Below are 20,062 nucleotides of genomic sequence, written 5' to 3' on the forward strand. Positions count from 1 at the left end.
ATAGTGCAATTTGGCCTATTAAAAATAGCTGAGGCGGATGCCGATGTTGTACGGGGTTTGGTCGAGGCCTTTTTCCCACATGCTTTTGGTAGCATAAGAACCATACAGCCGCACCACGCCCAGGCTCAGTTCGCCGATGTACGACACTTTGAATTTGCGCAGGTCGAAGTTGTCGTGGTTTTTGTCGATATCGTTGTCGTTGGTTTTAAACTTCTGGCGGGCCGAGTAGAGGTAGCCGCCGCTTACACCGGCTGCAAAGCCAAAGCCTTTTTCGCGTTTGGGGGTAAAGTTGAAGTTCAGCATCAGCGGCACGGTTACATAGTCGGCAGCCAGCTTGTTCTTTTTCAGGTTGGTGAGTGTGGCATCTTTTACAATGCGGGTGGGGTTTTCTTCCAGGCGCACCTGCCTGTCGTCGAAGCGGTAGTTGTTCAGTTCCACGCCCAGGCCATATTTCAGGCTCACGGCGTTTTGGATCAGTTTTACTTTTTGCATAAACACCCACAGGTTCACGTTGATCGATTTGCCGGTGCGCAGTTCCAGGCCATCTTTGTCAAAGCCGGGGGCAAATGCCTGTGCTGCCGGCGAGCTGTAGTTGGTGTTATCGCTCCAGTTGGCAAAACCTAGGTCCACGATCCACCAGTTGGTGTTTACCTTGCTGTTCGATTTGCGTACGGGTTTTACGCGAATCTCACCGTCCTGTCCTTTTTCGCCGGGTGCATTTTTGCGGATGATGACCATGCCGCCAATCCGCACGGTATCGGCCTGCTCTTGTTTGGTGGTGTCGGTTTGGGCTGATGCTGCAAAGCCAATCGAGAGTGCACACAGGGCCAGGGCTATTCGTTTCATTGTACTGATCTTTTTCATATTGCGGGGTTTACTTGTTTTGGTTAACTATTTTTTTATTCGGGTTTGTTTCTTTCAGGCAAAAGCCGGACCCTGCAAAGCGGGGCCCTGCACTGGCTTTTGTTCCAAAAAATTTTGTGGTTGATTATTTCAGCTTGATGGCCACCGCCCCAATGATCAGTTCGTCTTCTTCGTTGGTGGCATCAATCCCGGTTCTGCGTTCTACCAGGCGAGTGGCTTTGCGCAGCAGGGATTTCAGGTTGTTTTTATTATTGCCACGGTCTTCGCTGTCGTTGGCCGATGCGTAACTGGGCTGCGCAACCGTGTTTGTAGTGTTATACGTTTCAACATTGGGAGATGTTACAGCTGATGCAGCATCTTTTTTCGGCGCATCCTGTACCGGCACCGGCAGGTTGTTGCTGCGCATTGGCTGGGCCATCGGCTCGTTGTAAGCAATGATATGATCGTTGGCAGTAGGCTCGGGAATGATCACTTGCTGCACGGCTGCCTTTTTGGCTACGCCGGGTGCTGCTTTGGCTTTTGCCGGCGGAGCAGCCTGGGCCAGTTGCATGTCCGGTGCCGGGTTGGCCTCAATTACTTTATTTCCGGGTGTTGCTGGTTCAGTTTCCGGTTGGGCGCCTTTTGCCATTTGAGTGCCGGGCTCAGTGGCTGCGGTTGCGGGTTTTGTTGCCCGTACATTGGTGTTGGCCACTGCCGGTGCGTTTGTAAGCTGTTCGTCATCCTGCATCCACCACACCAGTCCCATCGACGCAATGATCAACACAGCGGCGGCAATGCGCAGGGCCGGTGCGAAACCAATGCGCCGAACAGTGTGCCGGTACAGGCTATCCTTGTCGGGACAGGGAATTACTTCGGCAGGGTTGCTTTTTGTGCGCAGCAGCCATTGAAACTGCTGGTTGTATGCCTCATCCTTTTTCAGGCGCTGCACTACTTTGTCTTTTGCTGCCTCATCCAGCTCACCGTCCACATGCAGCAGCAGGTCTTCGTCTACCAGGCTGCCGGCCATGTTGGCGGAGAGCAGGCTGTCCAGATTGCCAAAGCTCAGCTCCTCGGGTTCCAGTTTGGCCCCCATCAGCATGTCCAGTTCGGCCTGCAGTTCTGGGTTGGCCAGCACAAAGGCTTCCACCTGGCTCCGCTCCTGCGGCGTCAGTTCATTGTCCACGTACATCAGGAAAAGCTCCTCGTAGTTATCGCGGGTAATGATGGGGTTTATATTGTTTGAATGGATTGACATGGCTTGTTACATTACGTTTTCAATTTTTACCAAATACTCCTTCAACTGGATGCGGGCCCGGTGCAGATACACTTTCACCTGGCTCGACGAAAGGTTCATGATCTGCCCGATCTCTTCGTAGCTGTAGCCTTCGTAGTCTTTCAGCAACACCAGCGACCGCTGCGTTTCCGAAAGGCGGGCCAGCGCATCTTCCAGCACTTTCCGCACATTGGCTACCGGCTTGTTGGATACACGCAGGTCATCGGAAAACTCCTCCCTGAGGTACACCCGCTTTGCTTTGCGCAGGTGATCGATCATGGCGTTGTAGGCTACCGTAAACAGGTAGGATTTGCTTTTGGCAGCATCCACTTCTTCACGGGCTATCCAGAGTTTTTCAAATGCCGTTTGCACCACATCACGGGCATCTTCCTCATGTTTGAGGTTTTTGACAATAAAGCGAAACACGTTGTCCGCCCATTGCCGCACACAGTCATTGTAATCTTTTTCTGTCATAAACAGCAGGTAAAAATTGGCTTCGTACAGTTGTGTTACGCCTGACGAATGAAATAGTTACAAAGAGCGGAAAAAATTTCTAGAAATAATAGAGAGGGAGTGGATTTACGATTGACGATTTTGGATTGACGATTGGGGAACAGCCACTGTGGAATTGGACTGTTTTGCTCCGGCTGCCGGAACTGCCCTTCCAACGCGACCGTGAATCTGAAATCACAAATCCGAAATCCGCAATCGTAAATCGGCAATCGTCAATCCGCAATCCGCAATCCTTTCGTTTCTTCCACCAGCAGCGCACAGGGCTGGTACCGGCTTTCGGTTTGGGACAGGGTATGGAGCAGGCGGGCAATGCGCTGCGGGCCAATTTGTTGGGCCCATTCAAAGGGGCCGTAGGGGTAGGCGGTGCCCAGCTTCATGGCTGTGTCGATGGCCTCGCGGGTGGCAATGCCTTCGGAAAGGGTGAAATAAGCTTCGTTGATGATGGCGGCAATAATGCGGGCCGATACCATGCCGGGCACATCAGGCGTCCACTCGGGCTGCTTGCCCAAAAGCTGGAGTGCCCCGGTTATTTGCTGCCTGGCGGGCTCAGTTCCGCCGCATACTTCCGCCACGTTGCCCGAAAGAAAGGTGGACCAGGCATTGATGCGTACAAAAGGCGGCGGCAGTGTGGCGACTGGCGCTACAGCATTTACCAAAATGGCTTTGCCGCCAAGTGCTGACAGCAGCGGCAGGTGCTGCGCTTCGTTGTCTTCAAACAGCAGGTCGACGTATACATCGGCAGTAGCCGCAGCCAGCGCCTGTGGCGTTTCTGTAAAAAATACATCGGGCCCTGTGGCGCCCAGTTCCTGCCGCTGCCCCTCCGAACAAAGTACCGCTACCTGCATGCAATCCCATTTTGCTACAAAGATGGAGCGATTTACGATTGACGATTTTGGAATTACGATTGGGGCGGACTTCGGATTTAAGATTTCGGACCCTTAACCAACAATTGAAACATGCTGCACAGCCTGGATTCCGAAATCCGAAATCCCCAATCCGAAATCTGAAAATTGCGTTACTTCGCCCTCACAAGAACTAATATGGAACGCACAATTATACAAACCACCAACGCACCAGAACCCATCGGACCTTATAACCAGGCGGTGCTGGTAAATGGCACGTTATACATTTCCGGACAAATTTGCCTGGACCCAACAACCAACACACTCAAAAACCGCGACATCCAGGAAGAAACGCACCAATGCATGCAAAACCTGAAAGCGGTGCTGTACGAAGCCGGCATGAGCTTCGACAACGTGGTTAAGACCACCATCTTTATTACCGACATGCACCAGTTCAGCGAGATCAACGAGATCTATGGCAAATATTTTCACGGCAACTTCCCGGCCCGCGAAACCGTGCAGGTAGCCGCGCTGCCCCGCTTCGTGAACGTGGAGATCAGCATGATTGCGGTGAAATAACGCACAGCGGTTTTTAAAAAATCCATGTGTTGTTGCACTAAAAAATAAACGCCCCTTTTCGGGGCTTTTCTGTTCATCATCGTGTTGTTTTAAGAAAATGGAACGCAGCGGAAAAGCAGGCAACTTTTTGCTTTTGACTTTTGCCTTTTAACTTAACCGAATTCTTTCTTTTTCTTACCTCCCCACTAACACCCTTGCCAATGAAGCCCCTATTCCTATTCTTTTTTATGGCTTTAATCCAGGTTGGCGCTACCCAGAAAACTGTTGCCACACCCGATGTGGTGTATGGCGAGCTATTTACCGACGTGCAACTTTCCCGCATTTTCCCCGACAACAAAACCTTTGTGGACTGCGTGCCCAAACGCGACCCCGCGGCCATTGTGGCCGATTACCGGCGCATTAAGGCCAACCCGGCCATCCGCTTTAGCCTAGAGCTGTTTGTACAGGAAAATTTTTATGTGCCGTCAACGCCGGCCTCGGGTTACAAAAGCACAGAGCCCGACGTGGCGCAACACCTGAAAGAGTTGTGGACCGTGCTGAAACGCGGCAACGATTCGGTAGTGCGGGGTTCATCACTGCTGCCCCTGCCCCACCCCTACATTGTACCCGGTGGCCGCTTCCGCGAAATTTATTATTGGGACTCTTATTTTACCATGCTGGGCCTGCGCGAAAGTGGCGAAGGCGATATGATCGAACACATGGTGCGCAATTTTGCCTACCTGATCAACACCTACGGGCATATCCCCAATGGAAACAGGTCGTATTATTTAAGCCGGTCGCAACCCCCGTTTTTTGCCTTGATGGTGCGCATGCTGGCGGGCATCAAAGGCGATGCGGTGTACACCGAAATGTTGCCCGCCCTGCAGGGCGAATGGGATTACTGGATGGACAAAACCGGTCCTACAAAGCATGTGGTGCGCATGCCCGACGGCAGCCTGCTCAACCGCTATTACGATCAGCTGGACAAGCCGCGGCAGGAATCGTATGCCGAAGATGTGGCTACCGCAAAAGAGGCTGGCAATAAAAAAGGCATTTACCGCCACCTGCGCTCCGGTGCCGAAAGCGGGTGGGATTTCAGCAGCCGCTGGTTTGCCGATGGGCAAAACATCAGTACCATTCAAACCACCAATATTATCCCGGTTGACCTGAATGCGTTGTTGTTTGCGCTGGAAGAAACACTGGCATTGGCTTATGAACAAAACGGCGATGCCGCAAAAGCACAACGCTACCGCGATGCAGCAGCGGCACGTAAAAAAGCCATCAACAAATATTGCTGGTCGGTGGCCATGGGTTGGTACACCGATTACAACATTACTACGTTCCGGCACACCCGCACCTGGACGCTGGCCGGACTGGTGCCTTTTTTCCTGAATGTGGCGCCGCAAAACCATATTTATATTGCTGCGCAAAACACAAAGCAGCGGTTTTTAAAACCTGGCGGCCTCATTACCACCGATCAGCGCACCGGCCAGCAATGGGATGCGCCCAACGGCTGGGCGCCGCTGCAATGGATGGCCATTGTTGGTTTTGAAAATTATGCACAGCCGCAACTGGCCCGCACCATTGCGGAGCGCTGGCTGCAACTGAATACCGATGTATATAAACGCACCGGTAAAATGATGGAGAAATACAATGTGGTGGAAACCGACCTCGAAGCCGGTGGCGGTGAATATCCATCGCAGGACGGCTTTGGCTGGACCAACGGCGTGCTGATGGCGATCATTGCGAAGTATAAGGGATTTTGAGGAGTCGGAAGACCGAAGTCGGAGGTCGGAAGATGGGTTATAAGTTGGGAGTTGACAGTTTGGAGTTTAAAGTTGGTAGTTGATAGTGTTGTTGTGCCGTTACTGGAATGCTTTTGCCCATCCGTCATTGCGAGGCGCAGCGGTGGGGTTGTAGGTAAATGGGTTTCCCGCGCCGAAGCAATCCCCTTTCACCTAAGAGGTTAAAAAGGTTCTAATATGTAGTAGTTAAGAGTTGATCTACGATCAACGAAAATGATTTTTACCACAAACCATTATTTGCTACCGACAGGCTTGGGCTATGCCCAAATATTTTATGAGCATCGTTATTCTTATTTTTTTGCAAACAACACTGGAGAAATAAAGGCTCTTTAAGTTTTTGGTTTTGAATTTTGGCTTTCTCACTATCCCCGTGCCACAACACCTGCCACTCTGGCCCTTCGTTTCCATTCCGCCAAACCCGAAACGGCCAACAGCAATAACACCACGTAAAACACCGATGTAAACACCAGCCCTTTTACAAAATACAGCGGCACCGATGCTACATTGGTGGCGATCCACCACCACCAGCTCTCCACTTTTTTCCGGGCCATCAGGTACATACCTGTAAACGCCGTAGCCGATGCAAACGCATCAACCGACGGAATGGCGCCGGCATAAAAGGCTTCTTTTAAATAACGCAATGCAAAGAAGATAACGAGGTACAACGTTGCAAAAAACAGCAGTTGAAAACGCAGCTCTGGTTTGGTGGAAAAATTAACATGCAGCACATGCTCCTGCCGGTCGTTGCGGCGGGCCCATAACACCCATCCATAAACGCTCATAATGGTGTAATAGAAATTAACCGCCGCTTCGCCCAACAGATGGTACTTGAAACTGAGGTACACATAAATGGTTGTATTGACCAGCCCGGTGGGATACACCCAGATATTTTCCTTTCGCGAAAAATAAACCGATACAATACCCATCACCACGGCAACATACTCCAGCGCCGTGGTTTGCTGCATGCCGGTTACAAACTGTTGCCAAAAGTCGGGAAAAGACATATATAAGTTGAGAGTTGATAGTTGGGAGTTGACAGTAAGTGCAAGATGTTAGTAACTGACCATTATAAAAAATTGATTTTGCAAACCCATAAAAAAAGCTCCGCCTTTCGGCGAAGCCTTTCCTATAAAATCGATTGAAATCAAATTAATCTCAGTTCTTTACTCTGCCTCGGCTACCACTTCTTTTACTTCAGGGATCATGCGCTTCATCATGCCTTCAATACCGGCTTTTAAAGTGATCATGCTTGATGGGCAACCGGAGCAGCTTCCCTGCAACATCAGGTTGACCACACCTTCGCGGTAGCTTTTGAACTGGATGGCACCGCCGTCCATTTCCACTGCAGGCTTTACATAGTTTTCCAGTAATTCTTTAACGCGTTTTACCACGTCATCATCATCGGCCGCCACTTCGTTGGAGCTTTCTTGTTTTACCTGTGCCAGCTCGTCTTCATTGATCACGCCTTTTCCTTCTTCCAAATACTCCTTTAAAAACTGGCGGATGGATGGAATCACATCATCCCAAAGTGTTTCAGGGGTTTTGGTAAGGGTTACAAAATTGGAGGCAATGAATACGGCGCGGATAAACGGAAAACCAAACAGCTCGGTTGCCAGCGGCGAAGGACGGGCACTTTCCACATCCGGGAAATCGATGCTTTTACCAGGATACAGCAGCTTGTTGGCCACAAATTTCATTGTTTCCGGGTTGGGCGTCATTTCGGTATATATGCTGATAACGGGGTTTCCAGTCTTGATCATACTCTTAACTTTTAAGACTACAAATTTAGCAACAATTACGCCATCATAAAGTTTCGAAATCGGGAAGAATCAGCGCGGGGTTGTTAAAACCTGTTCAAAAAGTAAACTTGGCGCCTAAACTAATGTAAGCCAGCGGCTTACCGTATTCACCTGCCTGGATGTTTTGGGGTACGACATAGGCTGGTGTTGCCAGCAACTGAATTTGCCCGCGGTTATAAATAACCGGAACCGACAACTCATAAGCCAACAGGCGGAAGGCGGTTTTTTGTTTTGTTACCACTTCCTCTCTAGGCAAAATGAAGCCTTTCTTCTGGCGGTATGTAGTTAGAAAATGCTGCGTACCGGCGTTTACAGTAATGGTTGGGTCGATGATAAAAACGCTGGCACCAGCCTCTTTTCTAATAAGATGATCGAGGCTTGCTTGTGCGCCAAAATCGATTCGGTCGCTGAACTTGGCATCGCCACCAACGGTTATGTTGGCCAAACTGGACAACACCGTAACCGAAGCACCCGCCTGCCCTTGCAAAGCCGATTGTACGAGGCTGCTTTCTGTTGTATAAAATGGCTTCAACGCATATAGATGCGCAACGGTATGCTCCGTGGCTTTTAAAAAACCTAGGGTAGCTACCGTTCCGGCATATTCGGTGCCTACCACCGGGTTGCGCACAAAAATAGGAGCGGCATTTACATACCAGCTATCGCCAAGCCACAGTTCGGCCATGGGATAAAACCCGGTGCTCGACAAGCTATCGGTTCGGCCAAAATAATGCAAGCTGCTATTGTAGTTGACTCCGATTTTGAATTGAAGCTTATTGTTGCCGGCACTATCCTGCTGCGCAAAACCCATTTGGACCAACAACAGGGAGCAGCATAAAAAAATGCATGTTTTCATGGTTACAGCTTTTAAAAACGCATCCCATTCTTTTGTGGAATGGGATGCGTTATCTGGGGGGATTGAAGTGTATTAATGCTTACCAACTTTAGCCTTGGAGGATGCGGAAGTTTTACCGGAAACCTTTGCCGCTTTTTTATCTGTTTGTACACTTCCGTTAGCGGCAGATGTGGTTTGTACGTCAACAACAGCAGCACGTTCATTGGCGTGCTCTACAGCCTGCTCCGAAGCATGCACTGCCCCTTTCGACTTAGCACGGAATTCTGTTGCAGCAGCGGCACCAGCCTGTGCAGCGTTATCAGCCTGCGCTTCCGCTTCATTCGTGGTTGCTGTTTTTAACTGTCTAGCGGCATCGGCAGTGGCTTTGCCATGCGCATTTGCTTCCTGTCTAACTTCTGTACCTTCTTTTGCGGCAGCTTCCACTGTTTGTGCAGCATCAACCGACACACCCACATTAGTACCAACAGTTGTATTATTCTGCAGCACCGCAGAGTGTTCATTGGCATGCACCTTTGCCGATTCAGAAGCATGCAACGATGCCTGCGCCTGCACACGCTTTTCAGCTTTCACGGCGTTGTTTGCATCAGCCCTGGCTGCAGATGCAGTATTGGCGGCAGCAGATACAGTTGTTGTTGCAGTTTGTGCGGCCGCCGATCTTACGTCGGCTGCTCTTTGTGTAGCAGCATTGCTGGTAGCACGCAAACGAGCAGCAGACTGGACAGAAGCCCTTGTACTGGCATTTAATGCAGAACGGCTTGCAGCCTGCGCTGCAGAAGCTCTTACAGAAGCATTAAGCGCAGCGTTCGTTGAGCGGGTAAGACCAATGCCATGTTGTGCAAAAGAAGAAGACGCAACCAACAAAGAAGCAAATAGCAATACGGATGTTTGTGATGTTTTCATGGTTTTCGTGTTTGGGTTATTTGTAATTGTAGACGTCGGCCTTTTGCTGAGGTTTAAATCACCGATGTATTTTTTTTAACAGTTCTGAACTGTGGCTGCTGCTTCGGTAACCAAACATTTAAGGTGATGGCGAGTGGTACACCTTGCATTGATCATTGCAACTGTTTCCTAAATCCCGCTAGCTACATTATACTATTGCGCTTCCAGCCGCTCCATTCTGCCAGCTTTAAGCAATTCACTTCGGAAATAAAAAACAACGCTTCGCGGCTTGCATCATCCGTTTGGTCACTACTTCGTCCGGTTTATTCAGTTGCTGCAATAGGTTTGGCCCTATAAAAAAGCGCTAACGAAAAAAGCCTATTGGCTCCATTTGTTAAAGTTTCCATAATGGCCACTAACCTACCCAACCCTTTTTCCACCGCATAGGGTACTACTTATAAATCATCAACCAAAACCATTTAAACAAGCAAACCATGAAGCTCATTTTTTCAAAACTAACTGTAGCCCTATTCACCTTTGTCCTGCTCTTTGCATCCTGCTCCAAAGTAGAAGACCTGCCAAAGCCCGTTCCCGGCAAAGGCGACACACCGGCCCCGGCAACGGCGCTGTTTCGTTTTGCTGCACAAATCAATTTAACCGGCCAGCCTTACCACCCCAGCAGCCTGCATGCGATTGTAACTGTAGTAAACGAAAAAGGAGAAGCAGTGCTTACCGACAAACAACTGACTATTGAAATTGGCGAGCAGGTAATTACGCAAAACCTTACGCTGCCCGTGGGCCAGTACAAGCTCACTTCGTTTCGCCTGGAACACGGCAACACTTACACCCGCTTTGCGGCACCCATGGCCGGGTCGGCAAAAGCGCAAGGTGTGCAACATCCATTGGCTATTTCGTTTGGCGTAAAACAAACTGAAACAACTGTTGTACCGGTTGAAGTATTAAAAGTAGCCGAAGGTGAAAAGCCGGCGCAGTTTGGTTATCCCGCAGGTGCTTTTGATCACAACCAATCGAACACCGACCCTTATGCCACCATCAAAGCAAGGGTACAGATTAAAGTAGGCGATGTGGTATATGAAAACACTACCGGATCAGTAGCTATTACAACCTACACTTCGAATGGCGCACAAACCACCACTTACGCCAGCCTCAAAGCCGGCATTAACGACATCAAGTTGCTGAAAGCCGCTACCCGCTTTACACTTACAGTAACCAAATGGGGCACCAGGAGTGAATTATCCCTGACCGCTGCCGATTTGGAACTGGATACCATTTACACATTCAGCACCGAAAAAAGCGCCAAACTGTTGAAATCGGAAACCACGCTTAAAATGGTGAACAACCAATATGTGCCCGACCACAAAAAGGTGTACCTGTACGGCAATGGCAGCAAGCTTACCGAAGTGCAATATGCATTTCGGCAGCAGGACGGCAGCATTTTAAGAGGCATTACCGAACGCCTTGCTTATAGCGGCAGCAACGTGGCCAGTGTTAAGCGTTTTGATGAAAAAGGAGTACAAACATGGGCCACCTCATTCAGCTACGATGCAGCCAACCGCGTTACCGGCATCGACCACCAGCAGGGCGCTGAACGGGTAACCGGAGCAGTTACTTACCTGGGCACACCAGCTACGGGCATGGGCATTACTTACACCTACACCAAGCCCGGTTATCACTACCAGATCTTTCACAACAGGAATTTCCGATTGGGCAATGTGCAGGATTATAACATTACCCGCACCAACTTCCAGGAAGAGAACGGCATGAGCGATTACGACGATGGCATCAACCCATATCGATTCCTCAACCTGCCCGATTTGTACTTATCGAACATGAACCAGAACAACGTAGTAAATGAGTATAAATATTTTCACGCCGGCTACCCCGATGCAACACCATACAAGTCGGAATACAAGTACGATGCAGACGGCTATCCAACAGAAGTGATTCACCACTACCGCTCTTTTAAAGGCGGCGTGAGCAAGCATGCTTACACTACCAAAACAACTTTTGAATACCAGTAAGAAGTTGTATTCAAAAGCACCTACTTTCTCTTTTAAAAAACACTTTATAAAAACAACAAAGCGCCTCCAATGGGGCGCTTTGTTGTGTATGATTTTGATCGAATTTTTTTATGCATTTACGATCATCAGCTTAGCATAATTAAGCATGATCTTTTTCTCGCCATTTTGATCAAACTTAATGGTGGCTACAGGGTTATGTGCCGAGCCTTCGAGTTTCACTACCGCGCCAAAGCCAAACTTCTGGTGCTCCACCCGCATTCCTTCCTGCAATTGTGCAGGGTCGGACGGCACAAAATTGGCCGATGGCGTATGCGTTACTTCTTTTCCTTTTACTGCACCGGCTGCCACTGCCGATACAAATGTGCGTTCGGTTTTAGGTTCGGGTGCTGTTTTGCGCATGCGGTCAAATGCACTGCCTGAGCCCCATCCCGAAGACTGGTTTTTCAATCCACCACCGGCATACGAACGGTCCAGCAGGTCCTGCGGCATTTCGTCGATAAACCGGCTGGGTTCATTTTGCGTTAGCGAACCAAACTTATATCGTGTGTTCGCATACGTTAGAAACAGTTTCTTTTTGGCCCTTGTAATGGCCACATAAAAAAGCCGCCGTTCTTCTTCAAGTTCTTCCCGCGTATTGATGCTCATGCCGCTGGGGAAGAGGCCTTCTTCCAAACCACCTACATATACCACCGGGTATTCCAAACCTTTGGCCGCGTGAATGGTCATTAGTTTCACCGTATCCGCATTCGGATCTTTCTGGTCCGAATCCGTTAGCAGTGTAATTTGTTGCAGGTAAGCACTCAGGCTTTTATCGCCTACTTCACCGCTTTCTTCGTTCGATGGCGTTTCAATAAACTCTTTGATGGAGTTGAGCAACTCCTGCACGTTTTCATAACGCTGTACGCCTTCGGTGCTTTTATCGTTGAACAGTTCTTTTACAAAACCTGTTTGCTTGCCCACATGAAATGCAATGTCGTATGCATTCTTGTTGCCCAGCATGCTGTGAAACGATTTGATCATCGTTACAAATTCATCAATCGCTTGCAGCGTGCCCGCTTTAAAGCCATGATAGGCCGCACTTTCCAGCACTTGCCACATCGAAATGCTTTGGTCGTTGGCGTATAATATGGCTTTATCTATAGTGGTTTTGCCAATGCCTCGAACAGGATAATTGATGATGCGCTTGAGCGCTTCTTCATCCTGTGGGTTTACAATCAGGCGCAGGTAAGCGATGTAGTCCTTGATCTCTTTGCGCTGGTAAAACGAAATGCCGCCAAAGATGGTGTACGGAATATTGGCACGGCGCAGGCTTTCTTCAAACGAACGGCTTTGCGCATTGGTGCGGTACAGGATGGCAAATTCCTTATTGGTGTAGTGGTTGCGCAGCTTTTGCTCCATGATGGAGTCCGACACAAACTTGCCTTCGTCGTTATCGCTTTGGGTGCGCACCAGCTTGATGTTATCGCCGCTAGGCTGGTCGGTAAACAGCGTTTTAGGGATCTGTCCTTTGTTGTTTTTAATGATCTCGTTGGCTACGTTCAGGATGTTGGGCGTGGAGCGATAGTTCTGTTCCAGCTTGATCACCTTTACATCGTCATAGTCGTTTTGAAACTGTAAAATGTTTTGGATGGTAGCGCCGCGAAACGAATAAATACTTTGCGCATCATCGCCTACCACGCAAACATTTTCATGCGCCGCACCCAGCAGTTTGATGATCTCGTACTGCGCCGGGTTGGTATCCTGGTACTCGTCGATGAGGATGTATTTAAACTTGTGTTGGTACTTGTGCAGCGCCTCCGGAAAGCTTTTCAGCAGCTCGTACATTTTAATCAGCAGGTCATCAAAATCCATGGCGCCGTTTTTAAAACAACGCTTGGCATAGGCCATATAGATCTGGCCCATCATGGGGCGGTTGGCCCGCATGTCTTCCTGCTGAATGTGGTAATCGTTGGCGTACTCGGCCGGCCCCACCAATGCGTTTTTTGCGCTGGAAATCCGGTTGTAGCAGGCGTTGGGTTTATAGTGCTGCACGTCGAGGTTCAGCTCCTGCACCACCGTTTTGATCACGCTTTTGGCATCGTCGGTATCGTAAATGGTAAACGAGTTGGGATAGCCCAGGCGGTGCGCTTCGCCGCGCAGTATGCGGGCAAACACCGAGTGAAACGTACCGATGTACAGGTTGCGGGCTTCGCCGGTGCCCAGTATATGGCCAATCCGCTCCTTCATTTCGGCAGCGGCTTTATTGGTAAATGTTAGCGCCAGTATGTTGAATGCATCCACGCCATTGGCCATCAGGTGGGCAATGCGGGTGGTGAGCACTTTGGTTTTGCCGGAGCCTGCGCCGGCTACAATCATCAATGGCCCTTCGGTGGTGGTTACCGCCTGGCGTTGGTTATCGTTCAGTCCCTTCAGGTAGTCTTGCATAGTGGGCAAAGGTACGGAGCGGGGCAGGCATTGCTAAAATATGTAGTGGAAAAATTAAATGAAAGGGTAAAATGAATGCAGGGACAAAATCTGGAACCGTTACCTGTTGAACATTACATTAAATCAGCACCTTAAGAAATACTGCGTGAAATCAGCACCTTAAGAAATACTGCGTGCACATAGCACAAAAAACAAAGTGCAGGTAATCATCATACAAATACACTCCTATTAATTTTTTATACAAATTGTTTATATATAAATATAATGCGCCGCTTGCCTGCTGTACGGGCAGCCAATATCTTTAAGCCCATCCATTAACGATCCCGACGCTATGACGAACACCAATGTGAACCGGCAGACATGGTTACTGCCCAGTATTTTATTGATAGGGCTGATACTACGGTTGCTCCACATCGAGCAGCCATTCAACGATGATTTTGCATGGCGCCAGGCCAGCACGGCTATGATGGCGGAAAACTTTTTTACCACCGACTGGAATATCTTTTTTCCGCAGGTAAACTGGAGTGGCCCCGGCCCCAGCTACCAAGGCCGCGAGTTTCAAACCATCACCTACATCAGCGCTTTGCTGTACAAAATTTTTGGCCAGCACGACTGGATCGGCCGCAGCGTGGCGGTGGTATTTGGCGTGTGGGGCATTTTTGCATTGCACCAATTGGTGCGTATTGTTTGGGATCGCAAACACGCATTGACCGCTGCGGCTGTAATGGCCTTTACGCCATTTGCTGTGTTTATGGATCGCTCCTTTCTGCCCGATCCCGCCATGGTATCGCTGGTCATTACCAGCACCTGGCTGCTGGCAGCCCACCTGCACACCAACAAGTCTAAATATTTGGTGTGGGCGCTCATTACCGGCACGTTTGGTTTTTTAACCAAAATAACCGGCATGCTCATGCTGTTGCCCATGGCTTACCTGGTAGTGGCTTATTTGTACCAAAATGGCAAGCTTAGTGCGCAGCAACTGTTGCGGTTTTTTGGATTGACCCTTTTGATGATTGTGCCGGTGGCTTCGTATTATTTGTGGGCCCGCCACCTGTCGGTTTCTTATCCGCCCTATCATTTTGCAGGTGCCCAAAACTGGTTGTGGGACCTTGGCCTTGCAGACATGCTGCGCAAGAAATTTCACCTTGGTTCGCTGTTTGGCCGCTTTGCGCCCCAGTTCTGGGGTGTGCTCGTTTTTGCATTGGGCATTGCAGGAGCACTGGTGGCGCTTAAGGGTAAAAAGGGCATTGAACGGCCTGCGCAGGAAAGCAATTTCCTGAGCCCCGTCTGGATGTTTTTCCCGTACGGCGCAGGGCTGGCATTTTTCTACATCATCGGCACCGAAGAACTGTATTGGAACCCCTGGAACTTCCACATTTTTACGCCGTGTATTGTTGCTTTTGCAGCCCGCGGCATTGTAGCATTGGCCAGTTGGGCACCCGGCAAACAGGCGCAGCGAGCCGTGTTGGCGGCGCTGGTGCTGGCCATTGGCGGCAGCAATTTTTTACTATTGCCAAAACTCTATGATTCGGAAAGCAATACCGTGAATTATAAAATGGGGCAGGGCATGCAACAGCATACCCAACCCAACGACCTGGTGCTGACCGTAACCCACGATATGGGCAGCCCCACCGGCGTGTGGCACAGCAAGGCAAAGGGCTGGGTTTTTCCGCCCACTACCAACCATATGCCGCCGGGCTTTTTCCCCGATGGCACTGTATGCATCCGCCAACTGGATAGCTTGGTGGGCCAGGGCGCACAATGGCTGGGCATTGCCGCCAATCATTACCAACACATACAAACCGAAATGCCAGACTTTGACCAGCACCTGAACGAGCAATACAAACTGGTGGAACAGACTGGTGATTTCGTGATTTTTTGTTTGGGGCAAAAGCAATAAAGGGAAGTTGAAGTAATGCGTTTGTTTAAACAAACGCTTTTACTTCAAAACCTTCGCACAGACAATACAGGCTTAGTGATAAAACGCCTGTAAAAACCGGATGGTATTTCCGTACATAAAACGATCAATCACTTCTTCGGCATCGACCTGCTGGTTTACAGCCAAATGCAAATGGCGGCGTTTGAGAAATTTATCGGCAAGAGGCACCAGTGCTTTTGCAAGCGGCTCCAGGCCTGCAGCAGTAAGCACACCGGGCAACGGATAAATGCTGCCATCAAAATCGGAACCCACTGCGCAGCAATCCCACCCGGGCAGACCCATTCGGTCGCAGGTGGCGGCCACATGCTGCAATTGGTTCCAAATAATTTGTGCCGATTTTTGAATGGCAGTGGCATGTGGCTGTTGTTGCCAGTATTGTTTTATTTTTTGCCGGTCGGTATGCACGGCCAGGTCCATTTGCAGGCCAATCAACCCATCCGATTGTGCAATCAGCACTATTTCTTCGTCGAAAAAATTAAGGTCAGATTCATTGAAAATATCCGCTCCGCCATTTGCCTTTTTTTCGCCATCCAATTGCCGGCCGGTAACCGATGCATGGCTGGCCACCAGCGGAATGGGCCTGCCGGCATAATGTTGTTGCAGCAGTGCATAATATTCCAGCCGGGCAGCAAGGCTCATATGTTTCAGGTCAATGTAAATCGGCCGGCCATTACCAGTATCCAGCAGGGCGTGAATCACTTTTTGCCCAATTGGACTGATGCCCTTATCCAGGTTCAACTGCTGGTCCACCAGCTTGCCCAACCGCTGCAGGCTTCGGGCATGCCCGCACAGATCGTTGTTGAAGTTGTGCGCCAACCCAATGAACAAGGGCACATGCGCCCACTTTTTTACAACGGCAATGTTGGCTAAAATTTCGGGCTCCGAAATGGGCACTCCGTACTCCTGCAACCCCGAATTAAATACATGTGCCCCTTCAATGGTCAGCACCACTGCAATGGTGTTGGGTTGTTGCAGTGCTCCGGCCACATCAGCCCAGTTGCCGGTAAGCTGCCAGCGGTGGCCTGTTCCATGCACGGCCTTTTCCCGAACGCTTCGTTGCACAAATTCATATTCGGCCAACAGGTCGGTAAAATAGTTGTTATGCTGTTGCAGGTACCTAACGCGTTGATATCCGATTTCAATACCCCAATCGGCGAGGTAAGCCGCCAGCGGCGGCCATATTTTTTTATGTGTAAAAAAACCTTTTTCAAACGGATATAAGGAAACCAAAGCCACGCGGGCCCCGGCATGGGCCATAGTACTGAAATCGGTTTGCGAAAATTTGGTGATGCCCGTATAGCGCTGCACCATGCGCCGGTATAATGAAGGCGGCACTGGCTGCCACATACAACTGCGGGAGGAGCGCTGCTTATCGAAACTGTGCCCGAATGTTTTCAGGTTGGGATGGCAATGCACATCGGCATAACAAAATCGATTGTCCATAAGCGTTATATTGGTTATAGGTCATCCTCCAATAATTCCAGCGCTTTGCCATTGCGGCGAATAAGGCGGTAGTGTTGCACAAACGTGTACATCAACGGATACGACCGGTATGGAATTCCTTTTGCGGCACAAAAACTTTGGATCTCGGCGGTCACTTCCTTTGCATATACATAGCTGATGTTGGGAAATAAATGGTGTGCGATGTGATAGTTGTAGTTACCCAGTACATGCCGTGAAAACCAATTATCGCCCACCACATCGTTGGTGGTGAGCATTTGATGCATGAACCAGCTTTGTTGCAGCTCCAGGTTGCTGTCGGTTTCCGGAAATAGATTGCTGGTATTTACATGTGGCGGTATTAGCACCAGCAGGGCAAACAAACCCGCAACAAAAAGCATGAGTAAAAAAGCGGCGGCAATTTGCTGCCAATTGAAAGGTGTAAGCCACAGCGGCACCACGAATAAATAAAACACGAAGAAAAGCTTGAAGAAAAAAAGTTTGAAGTGTTCAACAAGCGGCGGTGCACCCAGTTTACGTACAATAGTACCGGCGTTGTAAAAGTCCTTGAAATCGCGGATCAGAAACCAGTTGGTAATAAAAAGCGGGTACAAAAAAATGAGCAGGTGCTGATAACGGATGCCCCACTTTTTATGGTCGCCGGGATGTACTTTTAAAAACCGGCATTTTTCAATATCACTATCCCAGCCCTGCACGTTGGTGTAATTGTGGTGCAGCCGCACATGCCGCCGTTTCCACATGTAACTGTTGGCGCCAATAAGGTCGAACACCAGCAGGTACCGCCGGTTCAACCGTTTGGAACGAAACAAATTTTCGTGGCAGGCCTCGTGTATCAGGTTTACAAAAATGATCACCAGCAGCAGCCCAAGACAAGTGTATGCCGTCAGGAAAACAGTATAGGTTTCAGCCACCAAACCCAGGGCATAAAAACCCAGGTACAGCAGCGGCAATACAAAAGCTTTGGCACGAGCCCACCGCTGCCGGTGGGGTGGTGCAGCCGAAAGCACCTGCTGTACTTTTTTTCTTAATTCGGCAAAAAGTTTTGCGTCGGTTGGGCTGCCCATAAACCGGGGCAGCGCGGTGGTGGCTTGCAGGTGCATATGGCGGTGGTTTAAAGCGTCAGCGATGGCCATACAGGCAGTGCGTGCAGCAGTACAGGTGGGGCGCTGCTGTTATATGATGCACGGGCTGTACGTATTAAAATAACATTGTTTAGCGGCTTTTGCAAGCCTGGCGCTTTGCTGTATTGGACTAAAATCATTTGCATGCTTTTACCAAAGCATAAAAATGAAGCAAGCCAAACAACCACAAATAAAATTTACCGCAGGGGCTTTTGCTCCTGCGAAACTTTGCTTAACTTATTGTTGTAAAAAACGAAAGCCAGTGTTCCTTGTTTAAGCTTTTACAACGGGCATTGTACCACACCCACGGCACGCAGTTATTTCTTCGGCTAACCGGCTTCTACCAACGGCATCGTCAGCAACGGCAACAGGTTCTCAACTTTAAAGGGGCAGCAAGGCCCGGCATTTCCGCAACAAAAGCGTATGCATGAACCACTCCGCTATCGCCTATTGTTCACGTACAAAAACTATGAACGATGAAAGAAGAAAACACCTCGCTGCTTCGAAAATTGTTTGGTGCCTGGCCCCGCGCCAACAGTCCGCAAACCGAACGTCAGGTAACCACCACCGCTTACTCGCAACCCCATGTGCTGCAACAAAAAATGCGCGAAGAAAAATTGACCCATGGCGAAACGGTGCTGGCATCCCTCTCGCCGGTGCGGCTCGATAAAGAGCCCGAAGGAATTGTGCTGTATTTCTGCCCCATGCGCACCATCAAGGTGCAGCAAACCGTAACCTGCGGCGATGGCGGCATCATCCCTGCACAGGTGCTGGTGGAAGGACTAAAAGTGCCGGACAGTTTGTCGCCCGGCTATTACACGTTGAAAAATGTGGTGCTATCCTCTAACGGCACCATCCAAGTAAAAGCCACTGCAGAAACCGCCTGGGAAAAAGCATGATGCTTTTTTACATTCGATGCTGCATAAACAAAGGCTGCCCTTGTTGGGGGCAGCCTTTGTTTGTGTGCCAACACTATTTTTTACCAACCATAACTCCATGCAAGTGCGGCGGCCAGCAATACCAGCAACAGCACCACGTACAACCCGCCCAGAATCAACCCGGTCAATGCAAACCAGTACGACCTGCGATTGGGGTTTTTGGAAATGCCAATGATACCGGCAACCAAAGCAGCAGGCACCAGCAGCAAAGCCGCTGTCGGCACAGTAAAAAGCGACACCACCAACAGGATGCCCGAAACAAGGGCAACGGTTCCCATAACGTCTTTGGTACGTTGTTTTTTATCGGCTTTGGCCATCCATTTTTGCACCCACTTTTTTTGTGTCCACTGCAGCAAAACCTGCTGCAGTTTTGGATGCTTTTGCAAATAAGCCGCACCGGGATCGGGCTTTTGTTTTGCCGGTTTTGTATCAGTAGGGTTAAATGCAGCAGTGTGTGGGTTTGCAGGCATTGTTGCGGCAAATGTATTTGGCAATATCGCCGCCAGTATACACAGGAGCAGGACGAACCTTTTCATAGCAGTTGTTTGTTCTAAACTATACAATATTACGGCAGCCATGCAACTGCACTGTTTCAGCTGCCGTATGCATTTAAGAATGGTATTTTAGGAGTGTTGGCTGCAAAATGAAGCGCTGAAAATTGATGTTGTTGCCATGCAACGAGCACCAAAATATTATTTGAAAAACCGGCAGCGCCATTTACAACCGCCTGTATATTGATCCCCGACACAATTCCTGAATCTATTTATTCATG

18 protein-coding genes are annotated in these 20,062 nt (G+C 49.5%); 6 read left to right on the forward strand and 12 right to left on the reverse strand.

Annotated features, from left to right (window positions below):
* Positions 1 to 18 precede the first annotated feature (18 nt).
* From DRJ53_RS19160 to DRJ53_RS19175, 4 genes are all read right to left on the reverse strand, one after another.
* The gene (locus tag DRJ53_RS19160; protein ID WP_162303931.1) at positions 19 to 846 is read right to left on the reverse strand and encodes a porin family protein; all 828 of its coding nucleotides are present in this window, start codon (positions 844 to 846) and stop codon (positions 19 to 21) included.
* Between the two features lie 142 nt (positions 847 to 988).
* Entirely contained in the window at positions 989 to 2,098 is a 1,110-nt protein-coding gene (locus tag DRJ53_RS19165; protein ID WP_114237283.1) for an anti-sigma factor, read from the reverse strand.
* A gap of 6 nt (positions 2,099 to 2,104) precedes the next feature.
* Positions 2,105 to 2,590 carry an RNA polymerase sigma factor gene (locus DRJ53_RS19170; protein ID WP_114237284.1) on the reverse strand — a complete coding sequence of 162 codons (486 nt, stop codon included), beginning with the start codon at positions 2,588 to 2,590 and terminating at the stop codon, positions 2,105 to 2,107.
* A gap of 251 nt (positions 2,591 to 2,841) precedes the next feature.
* Complete coding sequence (locus tag DRJ53_RS19175) at positions 2,842 to 3,474, reverse strand: 3-hydroxyacyl-CoA dehydrogenase family protein (protein ID WP_114237285.1); 633 nt, start codon at positions 3,472 to 3,474, stop codon at positions 2,842 to 2,844.
* A 195-nt stretch (positions 3,475 to 3,669) separates the two neighbouring features.
* Here DRJ53_RS19175 and DRJ53_RS19180 point away from each other — a divergent pair, with 195 nt between their 5' ends.
* Both DRJ53_RS19180 and treA read left to right on the forward strand, forming a co-directional pair.
* A complete protein-coding gene (locus DRJ53_RS19180) occupies positions 3,670 to 4,050 on the forward strand; it encodes a RidA family protein (protein WP_114237286.1) in 381 nt (126 codons plus the stop codon).
* 200 nt (positions 4,051 to 4,250) lie between these two features.
* Positions 4,251 to 5,795, forward strand: a complete 1,545-nt coding sequence (gene treA / locus DRJ53_RS19185; RefSeq protein WP_114237287.1) for an alpha,alpha-trehalase TreA — start codon at positions 4,251 to 4,253, stop codon at positions 5,793 to 5,795.
* A gap of 401 nt (positions 5,796 to 6,196) precedes the next feature.
* Here treA and pnuC read toward each other — a convergent pair whose 3' ends face one another.
* The 4 genes from pnuC to DRJ53_RS19205 all read right to left on the reverse strand — a co-directional run bounded on the left by pnuC (position 6,197) and on the right by DRJ53_RS19205 (position 9,056).
* A complete protein-coding gene (pnuC, locus tag DRJ53_RS19190; protein ID WP_114237288.1) occupies positions 6,197 to 6,838 on the reverse strand; it encodes a nicotinamide riboside transporter PnuC in 642 nt (213 codons plus the stop codon).
* A 159-nt stretch (positions 6,839 to 6,997) separates the two neighbouring features.
* A complete protein-coding gene (locus DRJ53_RS19195) occupies positions 6,998 to 7,594 on the reverse strand; it encodes a NifU family protein (RefSeq protein ID WP_114237289.1) in 597 nt (198 codons plus the stop codon).
* A gap of 94 nt (positions 7,595 to 7,688) precedes the next feature.
* Positions 7,689 to 8,486 (reverse strand): hypothetical protein, encoded by a 798-nt coding sequence (locus tag DRJ53_RS19200; protein WP_123893701.1) that lies wholly within the window; start codon positions 8,484 to 8,486, stop codon positions 7,689 to 7,691.
* A 72-nt stretch (positions 8,487 to 8,558) separates the two neighbouring features.
* Positions 8,559 to 9,056, reverse strand: coding sequence for a hypothetical protein (locus DRJ53_RS19205; RefSeq protein ID WP_114237291.1), 498 nt, complete (start codon positions 9,054 to 9,056; stop codon positions 8,559 to 8,561).
* 4 nt (positions 9,057 to 9,060) lie between these two features.
* On the opposite strand from DRJ53_RS19205, the gene DRJ53_RS19210 reads away from it, so the two are divergent.
* Both DRJ53_RS19210 and DRJ53_RS19215 read left to right on the forward strand, forming a co-directional pair.
* The gene (locus tag DRJ53_RS19210) at positions 9,061 to 9,465 is read left to right on the forward strand and encodes a hypothetical protein (RefSeq protein ID WP_114237292.1); all 405 of its coding nucleotides are present in this window, start codon (positions 9,061 to 9,063) and stop codon (positions 9,463 to 9,465) included.
* 394 nt (positions 9,466 to 9,859) lie between these two features.
* Entirely contained in the window at positions 9,860 to 11,407 is a 1,548-nt protein-coding gene (locus DRJ53_RS19215) for a hypothetical protein (RefSeq protein ID WP_114237293.1), read from the forward strand.
* Positions 11,408 to 11,515: 108 nt separating this feature from the next.
* Here DRJ53_RS19215 and DRJ53_RS19220 read toward each other — a convergent pair whose 3' ends face one another.
* Positions 11,516 to 13,831 (reverse strand): ATP-dependent helicase, encoded by a 2,316-nt coding sequence (locus DRJ53_RS19220; protein WP_114237294.1) that lies wholly within the window; start codon positions 13,829 to 13,831, stop codon positions 11,516 to 11,518.
* A gap of 331 nt (positions 13,832 to 14,162) precedes the next feature.
* On the opposite strand from DRJ53_RS19220, the gene DRJ53_RS19225 reads away from it, so the two are divergent.
* Positions 14,163 to 15,731: an ArnT family glycosyltransferase gene (locus DRJ53_RS19225; protein ID WP_114237295.1), complete on the forward strand. Its 1,569-nt coding sequence runs from the start codon at positions 14,163 to 14,165 to the stop codon at positions 15,729 to 15,731.
* 72 nt (positions 15,732 to 15,803) lie between these two features.
* Here DRJ53_RS19225 and DRJ53_RS19230 read toward each other — a convergent pair whose 3' ends face one another.
* Complete coding sequence (locus DRJ53_RS19230; RefSeq protein ID WP_114237296.1) at positions 15,804 to 17,213, reverse strand: membrane dipeptidase; 1,410 nt, start codon at positions 17,211 to 17,213, stop codon at positions 15,804 to 15,806.
* 14 nt (positions 17,214 to 17,227) lie between these two features.
* The gene (locus DRJ53_RS19235) at positions 17,228 to 18,331 is read right to left on the reverse strand and encodes a fatty acid desaturase family protein (protein WP_206609840.1); all 1,104 of its coding nucleotides are present in this window, start codon (positions 18,329 to 18,331) and stop codon (positions 17,228 to 17,230) included.
* Positions 18,332 to 18,828: 497 nt separating this feature from the next.
* Between DRJ53_RS19235 and DRJ53_RS19240 the strand changes: the two genes are divergently transcribed.
* Entirely contained in the window at positions 18,829 to 19,251 is a 423-nt protein-coding gene (locus DRJ53_RS19240) for a hypothetical protein (protein WP_114237297.1), read from the forward strand.
* 80 nt (positions 19,252 to 19,331) lie between these two features.
* On the opposite strand, the gene DRJ53_RS19245 is transcribed toward DRJ53_RS19240, so the two are convergent.
* Positions 19,332 to 19,826: a hypothetical protein gene (locus DRJ53_RS19245; protein WP_123893703.1), complete on the reverse strand. Its 495-nt coding sequence runs from the start codon at positions 19,824 to 19,826 to the stop codon at positions 19,332 to 19,334.
* Positions 19,827 to 20,062: the final 236 nt, after the last annotated feature.

The organism is Paracnuella aquatica, from assembly GCF_003332885.2.
Taxonomy (GTDB): domain Bacteria; phylum Bacteroidota; class Bacteroidia; order Chitinophagales; family Chitinophagaceae; genus Flavisolibacter; species Flavisolibacter aquaticus.

Excerpts from the sequence above, each read along its gene's own strand:
- DRJ53_RS19160 (WP_162303931.1), bottom strand. The coding sequence starts at position 846 with ATGAAACGAATAGCCCTGGCCCTGTGTGCACTCTCGATTGGCTTTGCA.
- DRJ53_RS19165 (WP_114237283.1), bottom strand. The coding sequence starts at position 2,098 with ATGTCAATCCATTCAAACAATATAAACCCCATCATTACCCGCGATAAC.
- DRJ53_RS19170 (WP_114237284.1), bottom strand. The coding sequence starts at position 2,590 with ATGACAGAAAAAGATTACAATGACTGTGTGCGGCAATGGGCGGACAAC.
- DRJ53_RS19175 (WP_114237285.1), bottom strand. The coding sequence starts at position 3,474 with ATGCAGGTAGCGGTACTTTGTTCGGAGGGGCAGCGGCAGGAACTGGGC.
- DRJ53_RS19180 (WP_114237286.1), top strand. The coding sequence starts at position 3,670 with ATGGAACGCACAATTATACAAACCACCAACGCACCAGAACCCATCGGA.
- treA (WP_114237287.1), top strand. The coding sequence starts at position 4,251 with ATGAAGCCCCTATTCCTATTCTTTTTTATGGCTTTAATCCAGGTTGGC.
- pnuC (WP_114237288.1), bottom strand. The coding sequence starts at position 6,838 with ATGTCTTTTCCCGACTTTTGGCAACAGTTTGTAACCGGCATGCAGCAA.
- DRJ53_RS19195 (WP_114237289.1), bottom strand. The coding sequence starts at position 7,594 with ATGATCAAGACTGGAAACCCCGTTATCAGCATATATACCGAAATGACG.
- DRJ53_RS19200 (WP_123893701.1), bottom strand. The coding sequence starts at position 8,486 with ATGAAAACATGCATTTTTTTATGCTGCTCCCTGTTGTTGGTCCAAATG.
- DRJ53_RS19215 (WP_114237293.1), top strand. The coding sequence starts at position 9,860 with ATGAAGCTCATTTTTTCAAAACTAACTGTAGCCCTATTCACCTTTGTC.
- DRJ53_RS19220 (WP_114237294.1), bottom strand. The coding sequence starts at position 13,831 with ATGCAAGACTACCTGAAGGGACTGAACGATAACCAACGCCAGGCGGTA.
- DRJ53_RS19225 (WP_114237295.1), top strand. The coding sequence starts at position 14,163 with ATGACGAACACCAATGTGAACCGGCAGACATGGTTACTGCCCAGTATT.
- DRJ53_RS19230 (WP_114237296.1), bottom strand. The coding sequence starts at position 17,213 with ATGGACAATCGATTTTGTTATGCCGATGTGCATTGCCATCCCAACCTG.
- DRJ53_RS19235 (WP_206609840.1), bottom strand. The coding sequence starts at position 18,331 with ATGCACCTGCAAGCCACCACCGCGCTGCCCCGGTTTATGGGCAGCCCA.
- DRJ53_RS19240 (WP_114237297.1), top strand. The coding sequence starts at position 18,829 with ATGAAAGAAGAAAACACCTCGCTGCTTCGAAAATTGTTTGGTGCCTGG.
- DRJ53_RS19245 (WP_123893703.1), bottom strand. The coding sequence starts at position 19,826 with ATGAAAAGGTTCGTCCTGCTCCTGTGTATACTGGCGGCGATATTGCCA.